The sequence below is a fragment of the Nonomuraea rubra genome (genome assembly GCF_014207985.1).
Taxonomy (GTDB): Bacteria; Actinomycetota; Actinomycetes; order Streptosporangiales; family Streptosporangiaceae; genus Nonomuraea; species Nonomuraea rubra.
In genome coordinates this window covers 7,989,456-8,011,514 of sequence record NZ_JACHMI010000001.1, presented here as the reverse complement: position 1 = coordinate 8,011,514, position 22,059 = coordinate 7,989,456, and the positions used below count along the sequence as shown (strand labels likewise).

General features: G+C 71.4%; 22 protein-coding genes. 8 read left to right on the top strand and 14 right to left on the bottom strand.

Annotation, left to right across the window (positions count from 1 at the left end):
• The 3 genes from HD593_RS36375 to murQ all read right to left on the bottom strand — a co-directional run bounded on the left by HD593_RS36375 (position 1) and on the right by murQ (position 3,487).
• Positions 1-1,302: an MFS transporter gene (locus HD593_RS36375; protein ID WP_185106456.1), complete on the bottom strand. Its 1,302-nt coding sequence runs from the start codon at positions 1,300-1,302 to the stop codon at positions 1-3.
• Positions 1,303-1,488: 186 nt separating this feature from the next.
• A complete protein-coding gene (locus tag HD593_RS36370; protein WP_185106455.1) occupies positions 1,489-2,544 on the bottom strand; it encodes a serine hydrolase domain-containing protein in 1,056 nt (351 codons plus the stop codon).
• Between the two features lie 43 nt (positions 2,545-2,587).
• Positions 2,588-3,487, bottom strand: coding sequence for an N-acetylmuramic acid 6-phosphate etherase (murQ, locus tag HD593_RS36365; protein ID WP_185106454.1), 900 nt, complete (start codon positions 3,485-3,487; stop codon positions 2,588-2,590).
• 58 nt (positions 3,488-3,545) lie between these two features.
• On the opposite strand from murQ, the gene HD593_RS36360 reads away from it, so the two are divergent.
• Positions 3,546-4,658, top strand: a complete 1,113-nt coding sequence (locus tag HD593_RS36360; protein ID WP_185106453.1) for an exo-beta-N-acetylmuramidase NamZ family protein — start codon at positions 3,546-3,548, stop codon at positions 4,656-4,658.
• A 5-nt stretch (positions 4,659-4,663) separates the two neighbouring features.
• Here the strand turns inward: HD593_RS36360 and HD593_RS36355 are convergent, their stop codons facing one another.
• The 8 genes from HD593_RS36355 to HD593_RS36320 all read right to left on the bottom strand — a co-directional run bounded on the left by HD593_RS36355 (position 4,664) and on the right by HD593_RS36320 (position 13,574).
• On the bottom strand, positions 4,664-5,515 hold the full coding sequence (locus HD593_RS36355; RefSeq protein ID WP_185106452.1) for a GNAT family N-acetyltransferase: 852 nt from the start codon (positions 5,513-5,515) through the stop codon (positions 4,664-4,666).
• Entirely contained in the window at positions 5,515-6,525 is a 1,011-nt protein-coding gene (locus HD593_RS36350; protein WP_185106451.1) for an ABC transporter ATP-binding protein, read from the bottom strand. Before HD593_RS36350 ends, HD593_RS36355 begins: the two co-directional genes overlap by 1 nt.
• Entirely contained in the window at positions 6,522-7,514 is a 993-nt protein-coding gene (locus HD593_RS36345) for an ABC transporter ATP-binding protein (protein ID WP_312903951.1), read from the bottom strand. The genes HD593_RS36350 and HD593_RS36345 overlap by 4 nt, the downstream gene beginning before the upstream one ends.
• 3 nt (positions 7,515-7,517) lie before the next feature.
• Positions 7,518-8,417 carry an ABC transporter permease gene (locus HD593_RS36340; RefSeq protein WP_185106450.1) on the bottom strand — a complete coding sequence of 300 codons (900 nt, stop codon included), beginning with the start codon at positions 8,415-8,417 and terminating at the stop codon, positions 7,518-7,520.
• On the bottom strand, positions 8,414-9,424 hold the full coding sequence (locus tag HD593_RS36335) for an ABC transporter permease (RefSeq protein ID WP_185106449.1): 1,011 nt from the start codon (positions 9,422-9,424) through the stop codon (positions 8,414-8,416). Before HD593_RS36335 ends, HD593_RS36340 begins: the two co-directional genes overlap by 4 nt.
• An 11-nt stretch (positions 9,425-9,435) precedes the next feature.
• Positions 9,436-11,259: an ABC transporter substrate-binding protein gene (locus HD593_RS36330; RefSeq protein ID WP_185106448.1), complete on the bottom strand. Its 1,824-nt coding sequence runs from the start codon at positions 11,257-11,259 to the stop codon at positions 9,436-9,438.
• A gap of 145 nt (positions 11,260-11,404) precedes the next feature.
• Positions 11,405-12,382 carry a zinc-dependent alcohol dehydrogenase family protein gene (locus HD593_RS36325; RefSeq protein WP_185106447.1) on the bottom strand — a complete coding sequence of 326 codons (978 nt, stop codon included), beginning with the start codon at positions 12,380-12,382 and terminating at the stop codon, positions 11,405-11,407.
• Between the two features lies 1 nt (position 12,383).
• Positions 12,384-13,574, bottom strand: a complete 1,191-nt coding sequence (locus HD593_RS36320; protein WP_185106446.1) for a M20 metallopeptidase family protein — start codon at positions 13,572-13,574, stop codon at positions 12,384-12,386.
• Positions 13,575-13,674: 100 nt separating this feature from the next.
• On the opposite strand from HD593_RS36320, the gene HD593_RS36315 reads away from it, so the two are divergent.
• From HD593_RS36315 to HD593_RS36305, 3 genes are all read left to right on the top strand, one after another.
• Positions 13,675-14,415: an HAD-IIA family hydrolase gene (locus tag HD593_RS36315; RefSeq protein ID WP_221526303.1), complete on the top strand. Its 741-nt coding sequence runs from the start codon at positions 13,675-13,677 to the stop codon at positions 14,413-14,415.
• 243 nt (positions 14,416-14,658) lie between these two features.
• Positions 14,659-15,282, top strand: coding sequence for a hypothetical protein (locus HD593_RS36310; protein WP_185106444.1), 624 nt, complete (start codon positions 14,659-14,661; stop codon positions 15,280-15,282).
• A gap of 187 nt (positions 15,283-15,469) precedes the next feature.
• On the top strand, positions 15,470-15,886 hold the full coding sequence (locus tag HD593_RS36305) for a hypothetical protein (RefSeq protein ID WP_185106443.1): 417 nt from the start codon (positions 15,470-15,472) through the stop codon (positions 15,884-15,886).
• A gap of 11 nt (positions 15,887-15,897) precedes the next feature.
• Here HD593_RS36305 and HD593_RS36300 read toward each other — a convergent pair whose 3' ends face one another.
• Both HD593_RS36300 and HD593_RS36295 read right to left on the bottom strand, forming a co-directional pair.
• Positions 15,898-16,449 (bottom strand): NADPH-dependent FMN reductase, encoded by a 552-nt coding sequence (locus HD593_RS36300; protein ID WP_185106442.1) that lies wholly within the window; start codon positions 16,447-16,449, stop codon positions 15,898-15,900.
• Positions 16,450-16,712: 263 nt separating this feature from the next.
• Positions 16,713-17,642 (bottom strand): acyl-ACP desaturase, encoded by a 930-nt coding sequence (locus HD593_RS36295; RefSeq protein WP_185106441.1) that lies wholly within the window; start codon positions 17,640-17,642, stop codon positions 16,713-16,715.
• A gap of 77 nt (positions 17,643-17,719) precedes the next feature.
• Between HD593_RS36295 and HD593_RS36290 the strand changes: the two genes are divergently transcribed.
• A complete protein-coding gene (locus HD593_RS36290; RefSeq protein ID WP_185106440.1) occupies positions 17,720-18,160 on the top strand; it encodes an NUDIX hydrolase in 441 nt (146 codons plus the stop codon).
• A 25-nt stretch (positions 18,161-18,185) separates the two neighbouring features.
• Here HD593_RS36290 and arfB read toward each other — a convergent pair whose 3' ends face one another.
• A complete protein-coding gene (gene arfB, locus HD593_RS36285; protein WP_185106439.1) occupies positions 18,186-18,593 on the bottom strand; it encodes an alternative ribosome rescue aminoacyl-tRNA hydrolase ArfB in 408 nt (135 codons plus the stop codon).
• A 172-nt stretch (positions 18,594-18,765) separates the two neighbouring features.
• Here arfB and HD593_RS36280 point away from each other — a divergent pair, with 172 nt between their 5' ends.
• The 3 genes from HD593_RS36280 (at position 18,766) to HD593_RS36270 (ending at position 21,853) form a co-directional block, all read left to right on the top strand.
• Positions 18,766-19,581 (top strand): alpha/beta hydrolase family protein, encoded by an 816-nt coding sequence (locus tag HD593_RS36280; RefSeq protein ID WP_185106438.1) that lies wholly within the window; start codon positions 18,766-18,768, stop codon positions 19,579-19,581.
• On the top strand, positions 19,578-20,171 hold the full coding sequence (locus HD593_RS36275; RefSeq protein WP_185106437.1) for an HAD family hydrolase: 594 nt from the start codon (positions 19,578-19,580) through the stop codon (positions 20,169-20,171). The genes HD593_RS36280 and HD593_RS36275 overlap by 4 nt, the downstream gene beginning before the upstream one ends.
• A gap of 128 nt (positions 20,172-20,299) precedes the next feature.
• The gene (locus HD593_RS36270) at positions 20,300-21,853 is read left to right on the top strand and encodes an alkaline phosphatase D family protein (RefSeq protein ID WP_185106436.1); all 1,554 of its coding nucleotides are present in this window, start codon (positions 20,300-20,302) and stop codon (positions 21,851-21,853) included.
• Positions 21,854-22,059: the final 206 nt, after the last annotated feature.

Here is a 22,059-nt window from a genome sequence, read left to right as displayed (position 1 = left end):
TCAGCCTCCCGCGGGTTGTTTCTCGAGGTCGGGCGTGAGCACGTCGATGTGGCGTACGGCACGGCGGGCCAGCCCCCACAGGGCGGCGCCGGCGCCGAGCAGGCCGGCGATCAGCAGCATGGCGGCCATGCCGCTGCCGGGGCCGGTCCCCACCAGGGGGCGCAGCAGGCCGGCGAGGCCGGTGCCGGCCGCCGCCTGGGGCTCGAAGACGTGGTCGGCGAGCGGCCCGGAGAAGGCCATCGCGACGGGCGAGGAGATCTGCGAGACGAACATGACGGCCCCGAACACCCGCCCCTGCCGGTCCTCCGGCACCTTGGTCTGGATGATCGACTGCATGGAGCCGTTCACGACCGGCATGATCAGCGCCCCGACGAGGATGGCCGCGGTCCACGCCACCACGCCGTGCACCATGGCCATGACGATCTGCGCGCTCACGCACATGCCGACGACGCCGAGCATCATGCCGCGCACCCGGTTCTTCGGCCCGCCCCAGGCGGCCAGCAGCAGGCCGCCCGTGATGCCGCCGGCGCCGATACCGGCGTTGACCGCGGCCAGGGCGGAGACGTCGCTGCCGGTCCTGGCCAGGATCATGGGCTGCACCACCGCGAACCCGAACACCATCACCAGGTTGACCGTGAAGAACACGAGGATCAGCCCGCGCAGGCTGGGCTGGGCGAACAGGTAGCGCAGCCCCTCCAGGGAGTCGGCGCCGAGCCGCTTGCGGGTGCCCGCCTCGCCGGCCCGGTCGCCGTCCATGCGCACCAGCCGTACGGTCACCAGCGCCACGGCGAAGCTGACCAGGTCGATCCAGAGCACCGCGCCGAGCCCGCCGGTCACCACGAGCAGCCCGGCCAGCGCGGGCCCGCCGACGTCGGCCACGCTCTTGGCGGTGGCCAGCAGCCCGTTGGCGCGCTGCAGTTGCTCCTTGCCGACCAGCAGCGGCACCGCCGACGACAGGGCGGGGAACTGGAAGGCCGCGGCGGCGCCGAGCAGCGCGACTGTCACGTACACCTGCCACAGGCGCAGGTCACCGAGGAAGAACACGGCAGCCAGGCCGGCCACGGCCACGAGCCCGCCCAGGTCGGCGAGCTGCAGCGCGGTGCGCTTGCGGCAGCGGTCCACGATGGCGCCCGCCGTGGGGCTCAGCAACATCTGGGGGAGCAGCGCGCACAGGGAGAGCGCCACCACCTGCGTGGCCTGATGATCGACGGTCCACGCCTGAATGACGAGAGAAAAGCGGAGAACGGAATTCCCGACGAGGGTGACGACCTGGCCACACCACACCAGGCCAAATCTGCCCATTCCAGAAAATCGCTGGATAAATCCGTTTTTTTGGGACGCTGGAGGTTGACCCATCTGTGCCCGAGGCCCTTCTGGTGAAAGGAACCTGCAAGGCGCCCCCGTTTCTCACGGCCGCCTCACCGGTACCTTCACACACAGTTTCGAGCGCGAGCAATAAGCTATTTGTGGTGTGGCAATTACCAGCCGTCAACGCGTGAGGTCAACCAGCCGCAGCGCCTCGGAAGCGACCGCCTGACGGAGCTCGCGGATGCCCTCGCGGCCCCGTACGGGATGCACGGCGTTCGTCAGCAGCACCACCGTCAGCCGCCGGGCCGGGTCGATCACCAGGGAGGTGCCGGTGAAGCCCGAGTGGCCGTACGCGCCGCCCAGCGGGCCCGCGGTGCCGGGGTCGCCGATGCGCACGCCCAGCCCCTGCCGGAACGGCGCGCCCGTCACCCCCTGGTCGCGCGTCATCTCGGCCACGCTGCCGGGGCGCAGCACGGGCCCGCCGCCGCGCCGCAACATCTCGCCGAAGGCCAGCAGGTCCCCGGCGGTGGCGAACAGCCCGGCGTGCCCGGCCACGCCGCCCAGCGCGTACGCGGTCTCGTCGTGCACCTCGCCCCGCACGCAACCGGGCCCCGGACGCTCGGCCTTGAACTCGGTGGCCGCGATCCGGTCCGCGCGAGCGGGCCGGTAACGGGTGTCGGCCAGCCCGAGCACGTCCGTGACGCGGGCGCGGACCAGCGCGTCCAGCGGCGCGCCGCCGGCCAGCTCGGCCAGCCGGCCCGCCATCACCATGCCGACGTCGCTGTAGAGGTACGGCCCGCCGGCCGGGTGGGTGACCGGCGTGCGCACCATGGCGTCCATCCGCGCCGCGGCGTCCGCGCCGGGCAGCTCCCTGTCGATGCGGCGGGTCGGGGGCAGGCCCGCCGTGTGCGTGAGCAGGCGGCGCGGCGTGATCCGCGGATCGGCCCCGGGGATCAGGCCGGTCACCGGCTCGTCCAGGCCCAGCCGCCCCTCCTCGGCCAGCGAGAGCAGCACGACCGTGGTGAAGAGCTTGCTGACCGAGGCCAGGTCGAAGATCGAGCCGGGGCCCGCGGGCGGGCGTTCCTGCGCCAGGCTCCCGGCGGCGTCGGCGTAGCGGACGAGCTCGCCGGTGGCGGCCGAGGCCACCACGGAGCCGTCGGCGGCGATCAGCGCGACCGCGGCCGCGCACACCCGAGGCACCGCGTCCGCCAGGACGGCCTCCAGCCGGTCGCTCATCGTCCCCTCCCCCTCATGCCCCCTCATTGCCCCGTGGCCCGCCTCAGCCGCTCAGCGCGTCGCTCAGGCGCTCGCCGTGCGACTCCAGCAGCGCGCGGGCGCCGTCGGCGTCGAGGCCGTGCCGGATCATCAGCACGGCGACCTTCGCCTGGCCACCGGCCGCGTCCAGCGCCGCTCCCGCGGTCTCGCGGTCGGCGCCGGTGATGTCGGCGACGATGCGCATGGCCCGCCCCGCGAGCTTGCTGTTCATGGCCGACATCTCGATCATCGTGTTCCCGTACGTGCGGCCCAGCTTGACCATCGAGATCGTGGAGATCATGTTCAGCACGAGCTTCTGCGCCGTGCCGGCCTTCAGCCGGGTCGAGCCGGTCACCACCTCGGGCCCCACGACCACCTCGATCGCGTGCTCCGCGGCGGCCGACAGCGGCGCGTCGTCATTGCACGACAGGCCGACGGTGAGCGCACCGGCGCTCGCGGCCTCAGCGAGCGCGCCCAGCACGAAAGGGGCCCGCCCGCTGGCGGACACGCCCACCACCGAGTCGAGCGGTCCCACCTCCAGGTCCTTCAGCGCGGCCGCGCCCGCCTCCGCGTCGTCCTCCGCACCCTCGACGGACCGGGTCAAGGCGTCGGGCCCGCCCGCGATCACGCCCTGCACCAGCGACGGATCGGTGCCGAACGTGGGCGGGCACTCGCTGGCGTCGAGCACGGCCAGGCGCCCCGACGTGCCGGCGCCCACGTAGAAGAGCCGTCCTCCCGCGGCCATCCTGTCGGCGATCGCGTCGATGGCCGCCGAGATCGCCGGGATGACCACCGCCACGGCGGCGGGCACGGCGGCGTCGGCCTGGTTCATCAGGCGGGCGATCCGCTCGGTCGGCAGCCGGTCGATCTGGCTGTAGCGGGGATCGCTCTGCTCGGTGGACAGCTCGGGTAGCGGATCAATCATGTCGCTAATTTCCACCCTCTACTTCTCTCTTGTAAATATCTTTCAGACAATGGGTTGCATGCCACACGTACGAACCGGAGCAGAACGGCTGGCCACGGACCCCTCCCTCGCGGGAGGCGCCCGCCTCGGCCTGATCTCCAACCCCACCGGAGTCCTGCCGGACCTGACCCCCACCGCCGACGCCCTGCTCGCGGCGGGGGTGAAGCTGACCGCGCTGTTCGGCCCCGAGCACGGCATGCGCGGCACCGCCCAGGCGGCGGGGGCCGAGGGCGACACCGTGGACGAGCGGACCGGGCTGCCGGTGTACGACACGTACCAGCTGTCCGGGGAGGCCCTGGACCGCGTGGTGGCCGCCGCCGGCGTGGACACGCTGGTCTTCGACATCGCCGACGTGGGCGCCCGCTTCTACACCTACGTCTGGACCATGTACGACCTGATGGAGTCGGCCGCCCGGCTCGGCCTGCGCTTCGTGGTCCTGGACCGGCCGAACCCCCTCGGCGGCACCGTCGAGGAGGGCCCGCCGCTCGACCCGGCGTTCGCCAGCTTCGTGGGCCGCTTCCCGCTGCCGCTGCGGCACGGCAGGACCGTGGGGGAGCTGGCCGGGCTGTTCGGGCTCGACGTGGACCTGACGGTCGTCACGATGGAGGGCTGGCGGCGCGAGATGACGTACGCCGGGACGGGGCTGCCCTGGGTGATGCCCTCGGTCAACATGCCGACCCCGGACACCGCGCTGGTCTACCCGGGCACCGGGCTCGTCGAGGGCACGAACTTCTCCGAGGGGCGCGGCACGACCAGGCCGTTCGAGCTGATCGGGGCGCCGTACGCCGACGCGCGGCTCGCGCCCGCGCTGGCCGGTCTCGGGCTGCCGGGGGTGCGGTTCAGGGAGGTGTGGTTCACGCCGACGTTCCACAAGCACGCGGGCGTCCCCGTCCGGGGGGTGCAGCTCCACGTGCACGACCGCGACGCCTTCAGGCCGGTGCTGACGGGGCTGTCCATCCTGCACGTGGCCCGCACCCTCTACCCCGAGGACCTGCGCTGGCACGGGCCCGACCTGTTCCTGGACCACCTGTGGGGGTCCGGCACCCTGACCAGGTGCCTGGAGGCAGGCGCCGACCCGCGCGAGCTGTGCCCGCCACCGGGCCGCCCCGAGGGATCGCTGCTCTACGGCTGAGGCCATCACGCCAGGTCGCGCCGGTAGAGCCAGAAGACGCGTTCCGCTCGCGCGCCCACCGCGCGCGAGTAGAACCGCAACGGCCCCACCCACCCGATCTGGGCGCTGTCCTGTCCCGCGGCCCGCTGCTCCGCCAGGCACCTGCGGAGCAGCACCCGGCCCAGGCCGAGGCCGCGCGCGTCCGGGGCGGTGCCCATCGGGCCGAACCAGGCGGGCCGCGCGCCCCAGGCGGCGAAGCCCAGGATCTCGCCGTCGCGCTCGGCGTAGTGCAGCCCGGCTCCGGTGGCCGCCTCCCAGGCCCACCGCTCGTTCCAGTGCTCCTGGACGAACGCGGCCACCCGATCGCGATCGGCACCGGCGGCGCGGACGGTGACGCCGGCCTTCTCCAGCCGCGCCAGGTCGTCCTCGACGGACAGGTCCGCCGACAGGTCGGCCGTCATGTTCCAGGCCACGTGGTAGCGCTCGTAGCCGAGGCTCTCGGCCAGGCAGGCGGCGGCGGTGTACCGCACGTCGATGCCGGGCCAGGCGTAACACGGCGGGTTCCCGGCGAAGCGGGCCTGGCGCGCCCCCTGCTCCCGCAGCCACTCCTCGGCCGCGCGCACCAGCGTCCTGCCGCGCCCCTCGCCCCTGGCCTCCGGGCGTACGGCGAGCAGGTCGAGGTGCCCGACGCCCGGGTCCTTGTCCGACATCGAGGCCATCACCACGCCGCCGTCCACGGCCAGCGCCGTCCACCGCCGCCCGGCCGGGGGCCGCGACAGGTGCCCGACCAGGGCGGCCCCCTCGCCGGCGTCGAGTGTCAGCGCGGCCTCGGCGACCTCGGCCGCCTCCGCGAGCTCCGCCGCCTTGACAGAGGACATCACACCTCGCTCATCGGGCGGGCGATCACGCTGCGCCGCTCGGGGTAGAAGCACGCGTGCTCCTGCGGCGTACCCTCGGTGACCTGCAGCAGCGGCCGCTCGCTCGCGCACCGCTCACCCCGGAACGGGCAGCGGCGGGCGAACAGGCAGCCCTCGTCCGCCTGGCTCTCGTCCAGCGACTCCAGCGGCACCACGGGCTGCTCGCCCGGCTGCTCCAGCCCGTGCAGCACCGGGATGGCCGACAGCAGCGACTGCGTGTACGGGTGCACGGGGTCGGCGATGATCGTGTCCACCGGGCCGCGCTCGACGACCTGGCCGCGGTAGATGACGTACAGCTCGCCGTCGGCGCCGATGTAGCGGGCCGTGGCCACGTCGTGCGTGATGAACAGCACGCTCACCCCCAGCCGCTCGCGCAGGTCCTTCAGCAGCGCCAGGATGCCCAGCCGGAGCGAGACGTCGATCATCGACACGGCCTCGTCGGCGACCAGCATCTCCGGGTCCACGGTCAGCGCGCGGGCGATGACCACGCGCTGCCGCATGCCACCGGAGAGCTGGTGCGGGTAGCGCGAGAGCACCGTGCCCGGGTCCAGGCCCACCAGCGACAGCACCTCGGCCGCCCGCTCGTCCATCCACGACCCGGACCGCCCGGTCTGCCTGGCCCGCAGGCTCAGCGGCGCGTGCAGCGTCTGGTGGATGGTCCTGGTCGGGTTCAGGGCCGAGTACGGGTCCTGGTGGATCATCTGGATCTTGCGGAAGTGCGGCTGGCGCTGCTTGGGCTTGAGCCCCGACATGGGGACGCCGCCGATGGCGATCTCCCCCTCGTCGTACGACTCCAGCCCCGCGATGATCCGCCCCAGCGTCGTCTTCCCGCAGCCGGACTCGCCGATGAACGAGGCCGCGCCGCCCTTGGGGATCGCGAAGTCCACGCCCCGCAGCGCCCGCACCTCGCGGGCCCCGAGCAGCTTGCCGCGCTGCTTGAAGGTCTTGACGACCCCGGTACCGGTGATCATGCATGCTCCTTCACGGTGACGGTCACGGCGTGGCAGGCCACGGTCCTCGGCCCGTCAGCCACCGCCTCGGGATCCACGGTGTCGCACACGTCCATGCGCAGCGGGCAGCGCTCCCTGAACACGCAGCCCTGCTTCGGCACGGTGGCCAGCGTCGGCGGCCGGCCCGGCAGCGCCTGCGCCTCGTCGATGTCGCCGACGAGCCGGGGGATGGCCCTGATCAGACCCCGGGTGTAGGGGTGCCTGGGCGCGCCGAGCACCTCCCTGGTGGGGCCCTGCTCGACCAGGCGGCCGCCGTACATGACGGCCAGCCGGTCGGCCACCTCGGCCACCACGCCGATGTCGTGCGTGATGACCAGCGTCGTCAGGCCGCGCTCCGCGTGCACCTCTCGGACGATCTTCAGGATGTTCGCCTGGGTGATCATGTCGAGCGCCGTCGTCGGCTCGTCCAGCACGACCAGGTGGGCGTTGAGCACCAGGGCCAGCATGATGCCGACGCGCTGGCGCATGCCGCCGGACAGCTCGTGCTGGTGCGAGTCCAGCACCCGGGCGCCGTCCAGGCCCATCCTGCCCAGCAGCTCCTTGGCCTCGCGCACCAGGCCGCGCAGGTCGTCCACGCCGTGCGAGCGGCCCAGGTCGAGCAGCTGCTTGCCGACCGTCTTGAGCGGGTTGAGGGAGTTCTGGGCGGCCTGGAAGACGTACCCGATGTGCTTGCCGCGGGCCTTGCGGAGCTGCTCGCCGCTCAGGCCCACGACGTCGCCGAGCCCGTCGATCTCGACGCTGCCCGCCGCGATCCTGCCGGGCGGCTGGACGGCGTTGAGCAGCGACAGCGCCAGCGTGGACTTGCCGGAGCCGGACTCGCCGACGATGCCGGTGATCGACCCGGGCTCCAGCGTCAGGCTGATGTCGCGGACGGCGGGCAGCTCGCCCGCGGGGGTCTTGTAGACGACCGTCAGGCCGCCGATGCGCACTCCCGGCGCTTGCTGAACCACCTGTTACTCCTCGCGCAGCCGGGGGTTGAAGATCTCGTCCATGGCGTCCACCACGAGCACGATGGCCAGGGTCAGCAGCAGGATCGCCAGCAGCGGCCCCAGCAGGTACCCCAGCGCGCTCGGGACGGTCAGGGCCCCTGAGCGGAACACGGCCGTGTTGAGCATCTGGCCCCAGTTGTTCGACTCGTACGGCAGCACGCCCAGGAAGAAGAGCCCCACCTGCGCGTACACGCCGCCGGTGATCGCGATGAGCATGTTCATCGCGATGTACGGCGCCATGCTCGGCAGCAGCTCCTTGCCCACGATGTGCGTGGTGGACAGCCCCAGTCCGCGCGCCGCCTCGATGAATCCCCGCTCCCGCAGGGACAGCGTCTGCGACCGCACGGCCCTGGCCACGCCGCCCCAGCTCAGCAGCCCCAGCACCAGGCCCATCTGCACGGCGCTGCCGAACTTCCACACGGTGGACAGCACCAGCAGCAGCGGCAGGCCGGGAATGGTCAGCTTCATGTCCGTCAGCCGCATGAGGACGCTGTCCCAGCGGCCCCGCTTGAAGCCGGCGAACAGCCCGATGCCGGCGCCCACCACCACCGTGATGACGGCGGTCACGAGCGCGGCCAGCAGCACGTACCGGGAGCCGGTGACCACCAGCGCGATCACGTCGCGGCCCTGGTCGTCGGTGCCCAGCCAGTGCTGCCAGCTCGGCGGCCTGGTGATCAGGTTCGGGTCGCGGGGCAGCGGGTCCGGGTAGAACATCGGCCCGAAGGCGCCCATGAACACGAAGCCCGCCATGAGCACCACGCCCACCATGCGGCTGGGCTTGCGCTTCATCACCCGCCACACGCCCGCCCAGAAGTTGCGGCGCATCGCGGCGCTCGTCGAGGAGCTCTCCAGGAGCACACTCATGCCGACACCTCCTCCCCGCTGCGGACCCGCGGGTCGATGACGCTGTAGAACAGGTCCGCGAGGATGTTCGCCACGATGATGGCCACCGTGATCAGCAGGAACGCGCCGCCCATCAGCGCGTAGTCGCGCATCGTGATGCTCTCGATGAGCAGCAGCCCGAGCCCGGGATAGTTGAAGATGCGCTCGATGAACACCGCGCCGCCCAGCAGCAGGCCGAGCGAGAGCGCCAGGATCGTGAACAGCGGCAGGATCGCGTTGCGCGCGATGTACCTGAAGATGATCGAGCGCTTCATCCCGCGCAGCTCCGCGGCCAGGATGAAGTCGTCGCCGAGCACCGTGACGACGCTCGACTTCATCGCCAGGATCCACCCGCCGTACGCGGCCAGCGCGTACGTCGCCACCGGCAGCACCGCGTGGTCGAACAGCGAGGCGATGTAACCGGCGTTGAACCCGGGCTCGTACAGGATGTCCACCGGGCCGTCCGCGGGCAGGATCGGGATCAGCGTGGCGAAGACCGCGCTGAGCAGCAGGCCCAGCACGTACTGCGGCACGCCGTGCAGCAGCGACCCGGAGATCGCCAGCGCGTCGCCCAGCTTGCCCGAGCGCTTGATCGCCGCGTAGACGCCGAGGATGATGCCGACCAGGAAGCTCAGCAGCGTCCCCGCCAGCACCGGTAGAACGGTCCACTTGGCCGCCTCGGCCAGCACGTCGGTGACTGGCGCGCCCGCGTGGGTGACCGACTGGCCCAGGTCGAAGGTGAGCAGGCCCGTCATGTAGTCGGTGTACTGCTCCCAGAGCGAGCCCTTGGGCTGGAAGCCGTACAGCACGCGGGTGGCCTGTTCGGCCGCCTCCGGCGCCATGCCCTGCTCGATGAGCTTCTGCACGTTCGCCGCCACAGGGTCGCCCGGGATGCTCCTGACGATGAAGAAAGTGATCGTGGCGACGACGAGGATCATGACGATCCCGCGGGCCAGGTGGCCCGCGAGTCGCCGTGCGATGATCGTCATACGTTCTTTCTCTACTGCTTGGCCTTGATCATGCCGAGCTGGATCCAGACACCGGCGGTCAGGCGCAGCAGGTCACTGTCCTGCTCCGGCCAGCCGGTGAAGCGGGCGGTGTTGGTGAACTGCGTGTTCACGTAGTCCCAGAGCTGGATGGCCGGCAGATCCTGGTTGGCGGTCCTGGCGAGCTGCGCCATGATCGGCTTGGCCTCCTCGGCGGAGGCGGAGTTCAGCTTGGCGGTCAGCTCACCGGGGTTGACCTTGCCGACGCCCTCGACGTCGATCTCCTCGGCGCCGCCCATCCAGTTGCCGGCCTTGCCGGGGGCGTTGTGCGTGACCTTGCCCGCGACGTTGGACCAGCCGTTGGAGACGCCGTAGAGGCGCTGGTAGATGTCGTACGGCGCGGGGCCGAGCGCCATCAGCCAGAAGCCGACGTCGTACTTGCCGGCCGCGATCTCCTCCAGGTAGACGGGGTAGTCGGCGACGGTGACGACCTCGGCGTCCACGCCGTTCTCGACGAGCTGGCTCTTGATGTTCTCCTGCGCGGAGATCCAGTCGGAGAAGCCGTTCGGCGCGGTCATCGTGACCTTCCACGGCGAGCCGTCGGCCAGCGCCCACTTGCCGTCCTTCTTCTGCAGGCCGGCCTCCTTGAACTCCGCCTCGGCCTTGGCCACGTCGTGCTTGTACGGCTCCAGGGCCGACAGCTCGGAGCCGATCCACTCCTGCGCGGGCTTCTGGTGGATGCCGGAGGTCGTGATGGCCGGCGTGCCGCCCTCGGGCGAGGCGACCTTGGTGACCTGGTCGCGGTCGATGAGGTAGGCCAGGCCGCGGCGCACGTGCACGTTGTCGTACGGCTTCTTCGACTGGTTGAACGCCATGCCGACGGCCACCGGCGAGAAGCCCTTGATGGTGTTGGAGCCGGGCGCCTGCTTGATCCGGTTCATCACGTCCGCCGGGGCGGCCACGAAGCCGGAGTGGTCGAGCTTGCCGGCGCTCAGGTAGTTCCAGATCTGCTCGTTGCCGCTGTAGTTGAGGAACTTGACCTGGTCGGGCGCGACGTTCGCGGCGTTGTAGAAGTTCTTGTTCTTCAGCAGCAGCGCCTCGCCGGGGTTGACGCGCTCCAGCACGAACGGGCCGGCGGAGACGTCCTTGGGCGGCGCGAAGGCCAGCACCTTCTGGCCGAGGGCGAGGATCTCCTCGCGGGCCTTCTCGGCGTCGGCGCCCTCACCCCGGGAGGTCTTGATCGTGTCCCAGAAGCCGGCCGGCAGCAGGGTGCCCCAGACGTGCGCCGGGACGACCCAGCTGTCCATGACGCCCCGGGCGAACTTCATGCTCGGGTTGGTCATGTCCTGGGTGACCTTGACCGTCTTGTCGTCCACGATCTGGACCTCGGCCGCGGCGCCCGCCGCGCCCGGCGTGATCGCGAATGCGGTGCTGCCGGTGGTGTAGGCCAGGCCGATGGAGGTGCGCACGTCCTCGGCGGTGACCGGCTTGCCGTCGGACCACTTGCCGTTGGGCTGCAGGTGGATGGTGATCGAGGAGTTGTCGGGCGCGATCTCCCAGCTGGCCGCGATACCGGGGTAGAACTGGTTCGGGTCGGTGAGGTGGTTCTTGACCCAGCCCAGCTTCATCGCGTTGTAGCCCTGGAAGGAGTTACCCTTCGGGGCCCAGGGGTTGGCGGGGCCCGACGCGTCGAGGCCCGGCCTGGTCACGTCGATCGTGGTGAAGAGCCCGCCGCCGCCACCGCCGCCCGAGCCGGATGTGTTGGTCGAACCACCGCTGCACGCCGCAGTCGCGGTGGCAAGGCCCAGCAACGTCACTACCGCTGCCAGTCGCTTCATTTGCCGCTCCGGGGGATGTCTCTAGGGATTGACCGGACATTACGATCGGGCCCGATCGACGTCAATAATCTCCACAGGTTGTGAGGCTAATGTAACTTTCCTTCATGAGTGTATGGACTGGTGCTTATCTCCATCAAGTGCCAGTTCAGCCCATGATCAGGACGGCGGCCCCGTTCACCCGGCCGGCCGCCAGATCGTCAAGCGCCCGGCCGGCCTCCTCGAACGGGTACGTCACCGTCGTCACCCGCGGCGGATGCGCCAGCGCGAGCTCCAGGTAGGCCCGCCCGTCGGCCCTGGTGTTGGCGGTCACGCTGCGCAGCGTGCGCTCCTGGAACAGGTGCCGCTCGTAGTTCAGCACCGGGACGTCGGTCAGATGGATGCCCGCCACCGCGAGCGTCCCGCCCCTGTCGAGCGCCTCCAGCGCCGGCGGCACCAGCTCGCCCACCGGCGCGAACAGGATGGCCGCGTCCAGCGGCTCCGGCGGCCCGTCGCCGGTCTCGTCGCGGGCGCTGGCGGCCCCCAGCTCCAGGGCCAGCGCCCGCGCCGACGCCGACCTGGTGACCACGTGCACCGCCGCTCCCTGGGCGATCGCGGCCTGCGCCGTCAGGTGCGCGGACGCGCCGAACCCGTAGATCCCCAGCCGCCCGCCCGCCGGCAGCTCGCACCGCGCCAGCGCCCGGTAACCGATGATCCCCGCGCACAGCAGCGGCGCCAGCTCCACGGCCGGGCGGTCGCCGGGCAGCGGATAGACGTAGTCCGCGGGCGCGACGACGTACTCGGCGTACCCGCCGTCCGCGTCCCACCCGGTGTAGGCCGACCTGGGGCACAGGTTCTCCATACCCCGCAGGCAGTACCGGCACGTGCCGCAGGTGGAACGCAGCCACGCCACGCCCACCCGCTCGCCCGTGCCCTCCACCCGGCCGACCACCTGGTGGCCGGGCGAGGTGCGCGGGCGGCGCGGCTCCAGATCGCCCTCCGCCAGGTGCAGGTCCGTACGGCACACCCCGCACGCCTCCACCTTCACCAGCACCTCACCGGGCCCAGGCTCGGGCCTCTCCCGCTCGACGAGCCGGAGAGGCCGCGTCGCCATCGGGCCCGGCCGCTCGACCACCCAGGCGCGCATGTCAGGCCGACAGCCGCTGGAACGCCAGCTCGGCGTAGAGCGCGGCGCCGTCGGGCAGCACCGAATCGTCGAAGATCGCCTCGGGGGAGTGGTTGTACGGCGCCGTCGCCGGATCCCGGTCGGACGGGCACGCCCCCAGGAACACGAACGCGCCCGGCACGTTCTCCAGCACGTACGAGAAGTCCTCCGACCCCATCACCGGCTGCGGCGAGACGAAGTACCGCCCCGGCCCGAACAGCCCGTCGGCCGTCCTGCCGACGAACCCCGCCTCGCTCCCGTCGTTGACCGTCACCGGGTAGCCGTTGTTGAACGACGGCTCCACCTCCAGCCCGTGCGCCGCCGCGATGCCCTGCACGACCTCCACCAGCCGCCGCTTGACCAGCACCCGATTCTCCTTGCTGAAGGTCCGCACCGTCGCGTCGAATCTGGCCTCGTCCGGGATCACGTTGTCGGCCGACCCGCCGTGGAAACTGCCCACCGTCACCACGACCGGGTCGAACACGTCGAACGTCCTGGTCACCATCGTCTGCAGCGCCGTCACCATCTCGCAGCCCGCCTGGATCGGGTCCAGCGACCGGTGCGGGCTCGAACCGTGCCCGCCGCGTCCCTTCACCGTCACGCAGAACGTGTCGGCCGCCGCCATGATCGGCCCCGGCCTGGACGCGAACAGCCCCGGAGGCAGCATCGCCGACACCACGTGCATGCCGTACGCCGCCACCGGCCGCGCGCCGGCCGCGTCCAGCACGCCCTCCTCGATCATGTACCGGGCGCCGTGGTGCCCCTCCTCTCCCGGCTGGAACATGAAGATCACATCGCCGGCCAGCTCCTCGCGCCGCGCGCTCAGCAGGTGGGCGGCCCCCGCCAGCATGGCGGTGTGCAGGTCGTGGCCGCAGGCGTGCATCTGCCCGGGCAGCTGGGAGACGTAGTCCAGATCGTTCTTCTCGGTCACGGGCAGGGCGTCCATGTCGCCCCGCAGCAGCACCGCGGGGCCCGGCCTGCCGCCCCGCAGCACGGCGGTGACGGAGCTCAGCGCCGTGCCCGTCTTGATCTCCAGCGGCAGTCCCTCCAGCGCCGCGAGCACCTTCTCCTGGGTACGCGGCAGGTGGAGCCCGAGCTCGGGGGTGGTGTGCAGCGAGTGCCTGAGCCGGACCAGCTCGTCCCGCATGTCCTGGGCGGATTCAGTGAACGACATGAGGAACATTGTTCATGTGCCGGGCAGGAAGTCGATAAGGCGCGCTCGGTACGATGGGCGCGTGACTCAGCGTAAGCGGATCGATTCCTGGTTGTCCGACATGGACGGCGTCCTCGTCCACGAGGGACGACCGGTCCCAGGTGCGGACGAATTCATCAAGCGGCTCAGCGAGTCCGGCAAGAAGTTCCGGGTGCTGACCAACAACTCGATCTACACCCAGCGCGACCTGTCCGTTCGCCTGGCGGGCGCGGGCCTGACCGTGCCCCCCGAGTCCATCTGGACCTCCGCCCTGGCCACCGCCCAGTTCCTGGACGACCAGCGCTCCGGCGGCTCGGCGTACGTGATCGGCGAGGCCGGCCTGACCACGGCGCTGCACGAGGTCGGCTACGTGCTGACCGACCTCGACCCCGACTACGTGGTGCTCGGCGAGACCCGCACCTACAGCTTCACGCAGATCACCCGCGCGATCCGGCTCATCGAGGGCGGCGCCCGCTTCATCGCCACCAACCCCGACCCGATCGGCCCCTCCACCGAGGGCTCCCTGCCCGCCTGCGGCGCCGTCGCCGCCATGATCACCAAGGCGACGGGCGTCGAGCCGTACTTCGTCGGCAAGCCCAACCCGCGCATGATGCGCAGCGCCCTCAACGAGATCGAGGCCCACAGCGAGACCACGGCCATGATCGGTGACCGGATGGACACCGACATCGTGTCGGGCATGGAGGCGGGGCTGTTCACGATCCTCGTCCTCACGGGCGTCACCCAGCGCCACGAGATCGACCGCTTCCCCTACCGCCCCTCCCTGGTCGTCGACTCGGTCGCCGACCTCATCGACCTCATCTGACCCACCCTCCCCGCACCCCGCCGACCCGCCCCTCGCACCGGCTCCCGCCGTGCAGGCCCGCCTGTGGCGCGGGCTCGTGCGGCGGTGGCCCGCCTCCCGCCGCCCCTGGGGCCGTTGCGAGCCCGTCGGCTTCTGCGGCGGCGGTGCGAACTCGCCGCCTCCCCCCGAAGGACCTCGCCGAAGTGCGGGGGCGCGAGGCGAACCTGACGGTCGCTGACAGGTACGCGTGGCAAGCTCGACCCCATGACCCGCGTCTACCTGGAGCTCGGCCCCAAGAAGGTCTTCGCCTGCTCCCTCGACTGGCCCGGCTGGTGCCGGATCGACAAGGGCGAGGAGGCGGCGCTCGACCGCCTCGTCGACTACGTTCCCCGCTACCGGCTGATCGCCGAGCGGGCCGGGCTGGCGTTCACGCCCGGCGATCCCCAGGTGGTGGCCAGGGTGCAGGGCACGTCGACGACCGACTTCGGCGTGCCGTACGAGGTGCCGGACCTCGACCTGGAGCCGCTGCCGGGCGAGGAGGCCGAGCGCGGGGTGGCCCTGCTGCGCGCGGCGTGGGAGCTGTTCGACGAGGTCGCCGCCGTCGCGCCGGAGGAGCTGCGCAAGGGCCCGCGCGGCGGCGGACGGGACCGTACGAAGATCGTCGACCATGTGACGGAGGCCGAGCGCGCGTTCGCCAGGAAGGCGGGCGTGCGGCACAGGCCGTTCACGTCGGTCGGGGACCGCGACGCGATGCGGGCGGAGCTCGCGGAGGTGCTGTCGCGCCCCTGGGAGCCGCCGCGGGTGACCGGCTGGCCGCCCCGCTACGCGCTGCGGCGCATCGCCTGGCACGTCATCGACCATCTGTGGGAGATCGAGGACCGGCGGTAGCCGGGTAGAAGATTTTCCACCCGCCCAGGCCCGTTTTCAGGTGGTCGCATCAGGGATGGAGCCTTCGTCCTCGGCCGGCCCGGAGGAAAGAACCACACCCCTGATTTTCTCCTCGCTCGTCCCGGCCGTTGACGGCCTGCGACGATGGAGTGACGCGAGGCCGTACGGTGAGAAAAGGCAGGGGTGCGTGGACATACGGGCGGAGATTCTCGATCTGAAACTCCGTGTCGAGGATCTTGAGAGCACCACGGAACGGGCCAGGGAGTCGCGCGAGCAGGAGGAGCTGCTGCGCGAGGTCATCGACCGGTCCAAGAGGCTGCAGGCCGAGATGGCCGCCCTGCGGGCGGATCTCGCCCAGGCCAGAGCGGGCCTCGGGGAGGAGGTCGCGGCTGTCGGCACCGAGGTCGCGGGGGTCAGGAGAGCGGTCGCGGCGCCCACCAGGCCCAGGGCCGACGAGGGAGTCGAGGAGGGCGACGTGCGTACGGAGATCGCCGTCGAGTTCGCGGTGATCCGATCGGAGATCGAGCACGAGTTCAACTTCCTCCGGTCCGAGGTCATGGACCTGGCCGTCAAGCTCGACCGGCTGAGCCCCGGCGCGGAGTAGTCCCGGTCCGTTCAGAGGGAGAGCGCGGGCTCCATCGCGGGCTCCATCACCTCGGCCGGGCAGAGCTGGCGGATCACGTTGCGCACCTGGGTGCGCAGGCCGGGGGCGGCCAGGCGGCCGTCCTCGTCGAAGTGCGGCCAGGTGGGCGAGATCACCAGCTCGGCCCCCATCACGACCGCGCCCGCCCCGAGAAGCTGCTTGTACAGCTCCGCCTGCGCCCACATGGCCCCGCAGGCGCGCGCGCTCGCGCTCATCACCGCCACGTGCTTGCCCGACAGGCCCTCCCGCGCCGACATCCAGTCCAGCGCGTACGTCAGCTCCACCGGCAGCAGGCTGTGCTCGGGCGCGGTCAGCAGGATCGCGTCACCGCCCGCGACCAGCGTGACCAGCTCTCTCGCCGGGGCCGGGACGGCGCCTGGCCCTGGACGGTACGCCGGGATCTCGCCCAGTCCCCGCCACACCTCGAAGCCGACGCCCGGCGGCAGCTCGCCGCCCGCCGCGTCCAGCAATCTGGTGATGAATGACCCCGCGTGGAGGCTGGCGGCGATCCCGATGATTTTCACCCTTGCTCCCCAGGGGTTCCGGTGTTACCGAGAACCTGCCCGATGCCTCGGATGTCCAAGACCATCTGCGGGTCAAGAGGCGCACAGACATTGCCGTCAGAACGGGACGCCGCCACCCGTCACGGCATGACAGGGAGCACCGGCGCTCGGGGGGCTGGGCTGCGGCGCCGGGTGCTTGGCTGCGGACGACAGGCGGCGTGGGCCTAACGGCGCACTACCTAGGGGCCTACCAACGGGCCTACCCCGCGGGCCTACTTGCGGGCCTACTTGCGGGCGGCGGCGCGGGCGCGGCGCTCCTCGCGGCGCTCCACGAACCTGGCGGCCGTGGCGTCGGCCTTCTCCAGGAACGCCGACAGCTCCTCGCGCGCCTTCTCACCGTCGGCGTCCAGCCCGGTCTTGTCGAACACCGACCACTGCCGCAGCACCGGCATGAGCACGTCGTCCAGGTGCAGGCGCAGGTCGTAGATGCCCTCGTTCGCGATGATCATGGCCTTGCGGGCGAAGCCGTCCATGCCCTGGCCGGGCATCTGGAACGTGGTCACCACGTCGGTCACGGCCCGCATGGTCTGGTTCGGGTCGAGCTCGAAGGCCGCCTTGAGCAGGTTGCGGTAGAAGAGCATGTGCAGGTTCTCGTCGGCGGCGATCCTGGCCAGCAGCCGCTCGCAGCCCTCCTCGCCGGACGCCCTGCCGGTGTTGCGGTGCGCGATGCGGGTGGCCAGCTCCTGGAAGGAGACGTACGCGAGCTGCTGCAGCATCGTGTCGTACTCCGTCATGAAGCCGCTCTCCATGTGCGCCATGCGAGCCCGCTCCAGCGCCACCGGGTCCACGGCGCGGGTGACGGTCAGGTAGTCGCGCAGGGCGGTGCCGTGGCGGTCCTCCTCGGCGGTCCACCGGTGCACCCACGTGCCCCAGGCGCCGTCGCGGCCGAACGTGGTGGCGATCTCGTGGTGGTAGCTCGGCAGGTTGTCCTCGGTGAGGAGGTTGACGATGAGCGACACGCGGGCCGCCTCGGGCAGTTTGGAGTGCCCTTCCTCCCACGCCTCGCCCCCGTAGATGCCGTCGAAGTTGCGGCCTTCGCTCCACGGGATGTACTCGTGCGGGAACCACTCCTTCGCCACCTTCTCGTGGCGGTTGAGCTCTACCTCCACGACCGGCTCGAGGGCGTGGAGGAGCTCCGTCTGAGTCATCGCCATAAAAGATCTTCTCCTTCAGGTTACGGTACCGTAGGTTAGGCTACCCGAAGGACATACCGGTCAAATAGGCTGTATGTATGCGACCTAGTGTCCGTGGTGTCCTACTCGACCACGACGAGCGGTTGGTCCTCTTCCGGCGCACGGTCCCCGGGCGCGCCCGCTACTGGAGTGTCCCGGGCGGTCACGTGGAGCCGCAGGACGGCTCCCTGGAGGACACCCTGCACCGTGAGCTGCTGGAAGAGCTGGGGGCGACGGTGTCCGACGTGACCTTCCTGGTGACCGTCTCGTACCCGTGGCGGGGCGAGGTCAAGACCCAGCACGTCTTCGGCTGCCGCCTGGTGTCGATGGATCCGGAGCTGCGGCACGGGCCCGAGTTCGAGGATCCCGCGCGCGGCTTGTACGAGGTGGAGCGCGTGCCGCTGGAACGTTCTGAGCTCTTCGCCCGCAACCTGATCCCGGAGGCGGTGGCCGGCTACCTCTCGGCCAACATCGCCGCCCTGCCCCGCCTCATCGGCTGAGGCTGGGGGATCGGCTGACCGGGCGCTAAGGGTTACGGCGCAGGCGCTTGACGTCCGAGCGGTGCTTCTTGGCCGCGATGCGGCGCTCGACGGATCCACGGCTCGGCTTGGTCGGGCGGCGGCGCTTGGGCGGCGGGGCGACGGCCTCGCGCAGGCGCTGCGCCAGGCGGTGCGCGGCGGCCTCGCGGTTGCGCAGCTGCGAGCGGTACTCGGACGCGGCGATCGTGATGGTGTCCGAGCCCAGCCGTTCGAGGGCGCGTGCCTTGAGCGCGGGCGGCAGGGCCGTGCTGGCGGCCACGTCGAAGCTGAGCTCCACCCGGCTGTCCGTGGTGTTGACGCCCTGACCCCCCGGGCCTGAGGAACGGGAGAAACGCCAGACGAGCTCGATGTCGGGAATGACGATCGAGTCGTTGACGACCAGCGGGCCGGGCATGCTGGGAGCTCCTGTTCTCGAAGCATCGCGTTCGTTGTGACATGTCACCGTATCCGGCAGCCATATGCCGCTCGCAATGGCATTTTCGCACCTGCCGCCCGCGCCCGCCGGTTGACGGCCGGTTGCAACCGGCGTATGGCAATATTCCGCCAAAAAATCACGGGGAGGCGCGGTGGCCGTCATCGTCGGCGTGCACGGGATCGGCAAGTACAACTATTACCTCGAGGCAGGCAGGTCCGCGACGGGGGCGGCCGAGGCCATGCGCCGGAAATGGGACCGCTACCTCCACGCGGGGCTCGGCGGGGAGCCGCGGCCGTACTTCGCCGAGATCGCCTACTTCTCCCACCTCCTCAACGACGACGAGCCCGGCGCGGCGGCGCCCAGGAGGGCCATGGAGGCGCAGACCCAGCAGGTCCTCGCCGGCTGGGCGCGGCAGCTCGGCGTGGGCGAGCACGTCACGGGGGCGCTCAAGTCGTTCACCGGCTGGCTGCTGGAACGGCTCGACGGCAGGTCGGCCGCGTTCGCCAGGCTGTTCGCGCCCGAGGTGGCCGCCTACCTCACCGACCAGGCCAGGCGCGAGAAGGTGCGGCGGGCCGTGGCCGACTGCATCAGGAAGAACCGGCCCAGGGTGGTGATCGCCCACTCGCTCGGCAGCGTGGTCGCCTATGAGGCCCTGTGGGCCGACCCCGATCTCGAGGTGGACCTGCTGCTGACGCTCGGCAGCCCGCTGGGCATGCGCAACGTCATCTTCGAACGCCTCCTGCCCGCCCCCGTCAACGGCCGCGGCGAGCGGCCCAAGGGCGTCAGGCGCTGGGTGAACATCGCCGACAAGGACGACATCGCCGCCATCCCGCCCGCACTGGCCGGCAGCTTCACCGGCGTGGACGCCGAGCAGCTCGTCAACCTCGACTGGATCGACTTCCACACCGCCGGGAAGTACCTGGGCTGCCCGGCGCTGGACCCGCATCTGCGACCATTCCTGGCATGACATGGATAGTCTTCGACTACGGCGGTGTCCTCTCCCTCCCGCAACCCGAGTCCGACGCCGACGCCATGGCGCGGGCCGTGGGGGCCGAGCCCGAGCAGTTCAAGCGCGGCTACTGGGAGCACCGGCTGGAGTTCGACCGGGCGAGCCTGACCCCGCACGCCTACTGGTCGGCGGTGCTGGGCCGGCCCGCCGCCCAGAAGGAGGTGGCGCGGCTGGTGGCCATGGACGTGGCGAGCTGGGCCTACCCCAACCGGGGCACGGTCACCCTGCTCGGCGAGCTGCTGGAGATGGGCTGTGACGTGGCGTTGCTGTCCAACGCGCCTGTGTGCGTCGGAGACGGCCTGGACGAGCTGCCCTGGATCGCCGCCATCGGCCACCGCTTCTACAGCGGCAGGATGGGCCTGGTGAAGCCGGACCGGGAGATCTACGAGGAGCTGGCGCGCGGGCTCGGCGCCGACCCCGCCGAGATCGTCTTCATCGACGACCGCCAGGAGAACGTCGAGGGGGCCGAGCGCGCGGGCATGACCGGCGTGCGGTTCACCGACGCCGCCGCGCTCCGTGCGGCACTCCCGGGCGTGCCCCGCGCCTGACCGCCGGTGGATCCCTGGCGCAGGCGGCGCCTGACCGCCGGTGGAGCACGCTGACCGACCGACGCTGTTCACCCGCGCTTGACTCCGCAGTCACGGCGGAGTCAGCGCAGGTGGACATACCTGGGAACGTGGACCGCAGAGCCTTCCTGACAGCGGCGACAGCCGGCCTTCTCCTCCCGCAGCCCGCCGCCCCGGCGGCCGCCGCGACCTCCGCCAGAACCCTCAGATCCGACCCGTTCACGCTGGGCGTGGCCTCCGGCGACCCCTCCACCGACGGTTTCGTCCTGTGGACCAGGCTGGCCGTCGACCCGCTCGGCGGCGACGGCCGCGGCGGCATGCCATCCCGCGACGTCGAGGTGGACTGGCAGGTCGCCACCGACGAGCGTTTCGCCAGGGTCGTCAAGTCCGGAACGGCCACCGCCAGGTCGAGCGCCGCCCACAGCGTGCACGTCGAGCTGAAGGGGCTGGAGCCGGGCCGCGACTACTTCTACCGGTTCAGGAGCCAGGGCCGCCTCTCGCCGGCCGGCCGCACCAGGACGACTCCGGCGGGGGAGACGCCGCTCAACTTCGCCGTCGCCGCCTGCGCGCACTACGAGCACGGCTACTACACCGCCTACCGCCGCCTGGCCGAGCAGGAGCCCGACCTGGTCGTCTTCCTCGGCGACTACATGTACGAGTACGGCCCCAGCGGCTACACGGCGCTGGCCGGCCGCGTACGCACCCACACGCCCGGCAAGTGCCGGACGCTCGCCGACTACCGCCTGCGGCACGCCCAGTACAAGAGCGACCCCGACCTGCAGGCCGCGCACGCCGTGGCGCCGTGGCTGATGTCGTTCGACGACCACGAGGTGGAGAACAACTGGGCCGGCCACGTCTCCAGCACCGGCGCCCCCGGCTTCGAGCAGCGGCGGGCGCAGGCGTTCAGGGCGTACTACGAGAACATGCCGCTGCGCCGCGCCAGCCTCCAGGGCGCCGCGCTCAAGGTGAACCGGCGCATCTCCTGGGGCACGCTGGCGCGCTTCCACCTGCTCGACACCCGGCAGTTCCGCGACGACCAGGCCTGCCTGGACGGCGTGCGGGCCGGCTGCGACGAACGGCTCGCGGACAGGCGCACGCTGCTCGGCACGGACCAGTGGCGCTGGCTGGAGAGCGGCCTGAACGACTCCACCACCCGCTGGAACCTGCTCGGCCAGCAGATCATGGTGGCGCACCGCGACTACAAGATCGGGCCGGGCCGCGAGGTGAACCTCGACTCCTGGGACGGCTACGCCGCCGAGCGGACGCGCCTGCTGCAGTCCCTGTCCCGCACGCCGAACCCCGTGGTGCTGACCGGCGACGCCCACATGCACCACCTGGCCGAGCTCAAGACCGACTTCGACGACCCCGACTCGCCGGTGGTGGCCAGGGAGCTGGTGGCCTCGTCGATCGCCAGCGACGGCGACGGGTACCGGGACCGTACCTGGATCTCGGAGGCCCTCCAGGAGAACCCGCACATCTCCTACATCGACCAGCGGCGCGGTTACCTGATGGCCCGGCTGACCCGGGACGAGCTGTCGGTGGACTTCCGGACGCTGGACTACATCTCCCGCAGGGGCGCCCGCGCCAGGACCGCCCACCGGCTCACGATCCCGGCCGTCACCGGGGCGGCGGCCGCGGGGCAGGCGGCTCCTCGCGCCGGGTGAGGTCGTGGTCTTTGCTGAACGTCCGCTGGGAGCCCGCTGAGGATCTGCTCAACCGGTTCGTCCACATGGTGAGACCCGGCCGGACTCCTGGTGGCAGGCGGATCGGAGTCCGGCCGGGCGGGACCGGCCCGGGCGGGCGGGTGGTTCCGCCCGGACCGGCCGGCTCATCGGCCGGGACACCTCCCGGCGGGGCCGCGGCGTGCGTT

Bases quoted from the DNA above. Each gene is read 5' to 3' on its own strand.
- HD593_RS36315 (WP_221526303.1), top strand. From the start codon at position 13,675: ATGGACGGCGTCCTCGTCCACGAGGGACGACCGGTCCCAGGTGCGGAC.
- arfB (WP_185106439.1), bottom strand. From the start codon at position 18,593: ATGCCCGGCCCGCTGGTCGTCAACGACTCGATCGTCATTCCCGACATC.
- HD593_RS36330 (WP_185106448.1), bottom strand. From the start codon at position 11,259: ATGAAGCGACTGGCAGCGGTAGTGACGTTGCTGGGCCTTGCCACCGCG.
- HD593_RS36275 (WP_185106437.1), top strand. From the start codon at position 19,578: ATGACATGGATAGTCTTCGACTACGGCGGTGTCCTCTCCCTCCCGCAA.
- HD593_RS36320 (WP_185106446.1), bottom strand. From the start codon at position 13,574: ATGTCGTTCACTGAATCCGCCCAGGACATGCGGGACGAGCTGGTCCGG.
- HD593_RS36335 (WP_185106449.1), bottom strand. From the start codon at position 9,424: ATGACGATCATCGCACGGCGACTCGCGGGCCACCTGGCCCGCGGGATC.
- HD593_RS36360 (WP_185106453.1), top strand. From the start codon at position 3,546: ATGCCACACGTACGAACCGGAGCAGAACGGCTGGCCACGGACCCCTCC.
- HD593_RS36375 (WP_185106456.1), bottom strand. From the start codon at position 1,302: ATGGGCAGATTTGGCCTGGTGTGGTGTGGCCAGGTCGTCACCCTCGTC.
- HD593_RS36295 (WP_185106441.1), bottom strand. From the start codon at position 17,642: ATGGCGATGACTCAGACGGAGCTCCTCCACGCCCTCGAGCCGGTCGTG.
- HD593_RS36325 (WP_185106447.1), bottom strand. From the start codon at position 12,382: ATGCGCGCCTGGGTGGTCGAGCGGCCGGGCCCGATGGCGACGCGGCCT.
- HD593_RS36355 (WP_185106452.1), bottom strand. From the start codon at position 5,515: ATGTCCTCTGTCAAGGCGGCGGAGCTCGCGGAGGCGGCCGAGGTCGCC.
- HD593_RS36310 (WP_185106444.1), top strand. From the start codon at position 14,659: ATGACCCGCGTCTACCTGGAGCTCGGCCCCAAGAAGGTCTTCGCCTGC.
- HD593_RS36350 (WP_185106451.1), bottom strand. From the start codon at position 6,525: ATGATCACCGGTACCGGGGTCGTCAAGACCTTCAAGCAGCGCGGCAAG.
- HD593_RS36370 (WP_185106455.1), bottom strand. From the start codon at position 2,544: ATGAGCGACCGGCTGGAGGCCGTCCTGGCGGACGCGGTGCCTCGGGTG.
- murQ (WP_185106454.1), bottom strand. From the start codon at position 3,487: ATGATTGATCCGCTACCCGAGCTGTCCACCGAGCAGAGCGATCCCCGC.
- HD593_RS36340 (WP_185106450.1), bottom strand. From the start codon at position 8,417: ATGAGTGTGCTCCTGGAGAGCTCCTCGACGAGCGCCGCGATGCGCCGC.
- HD593_RS36290 (WP_185106440.1), top strand. From the start codon at position 17,720: ATGCGACCTAGTGTCCGTGGTGTCCTACTCGACCACGACGAGCGGTTG.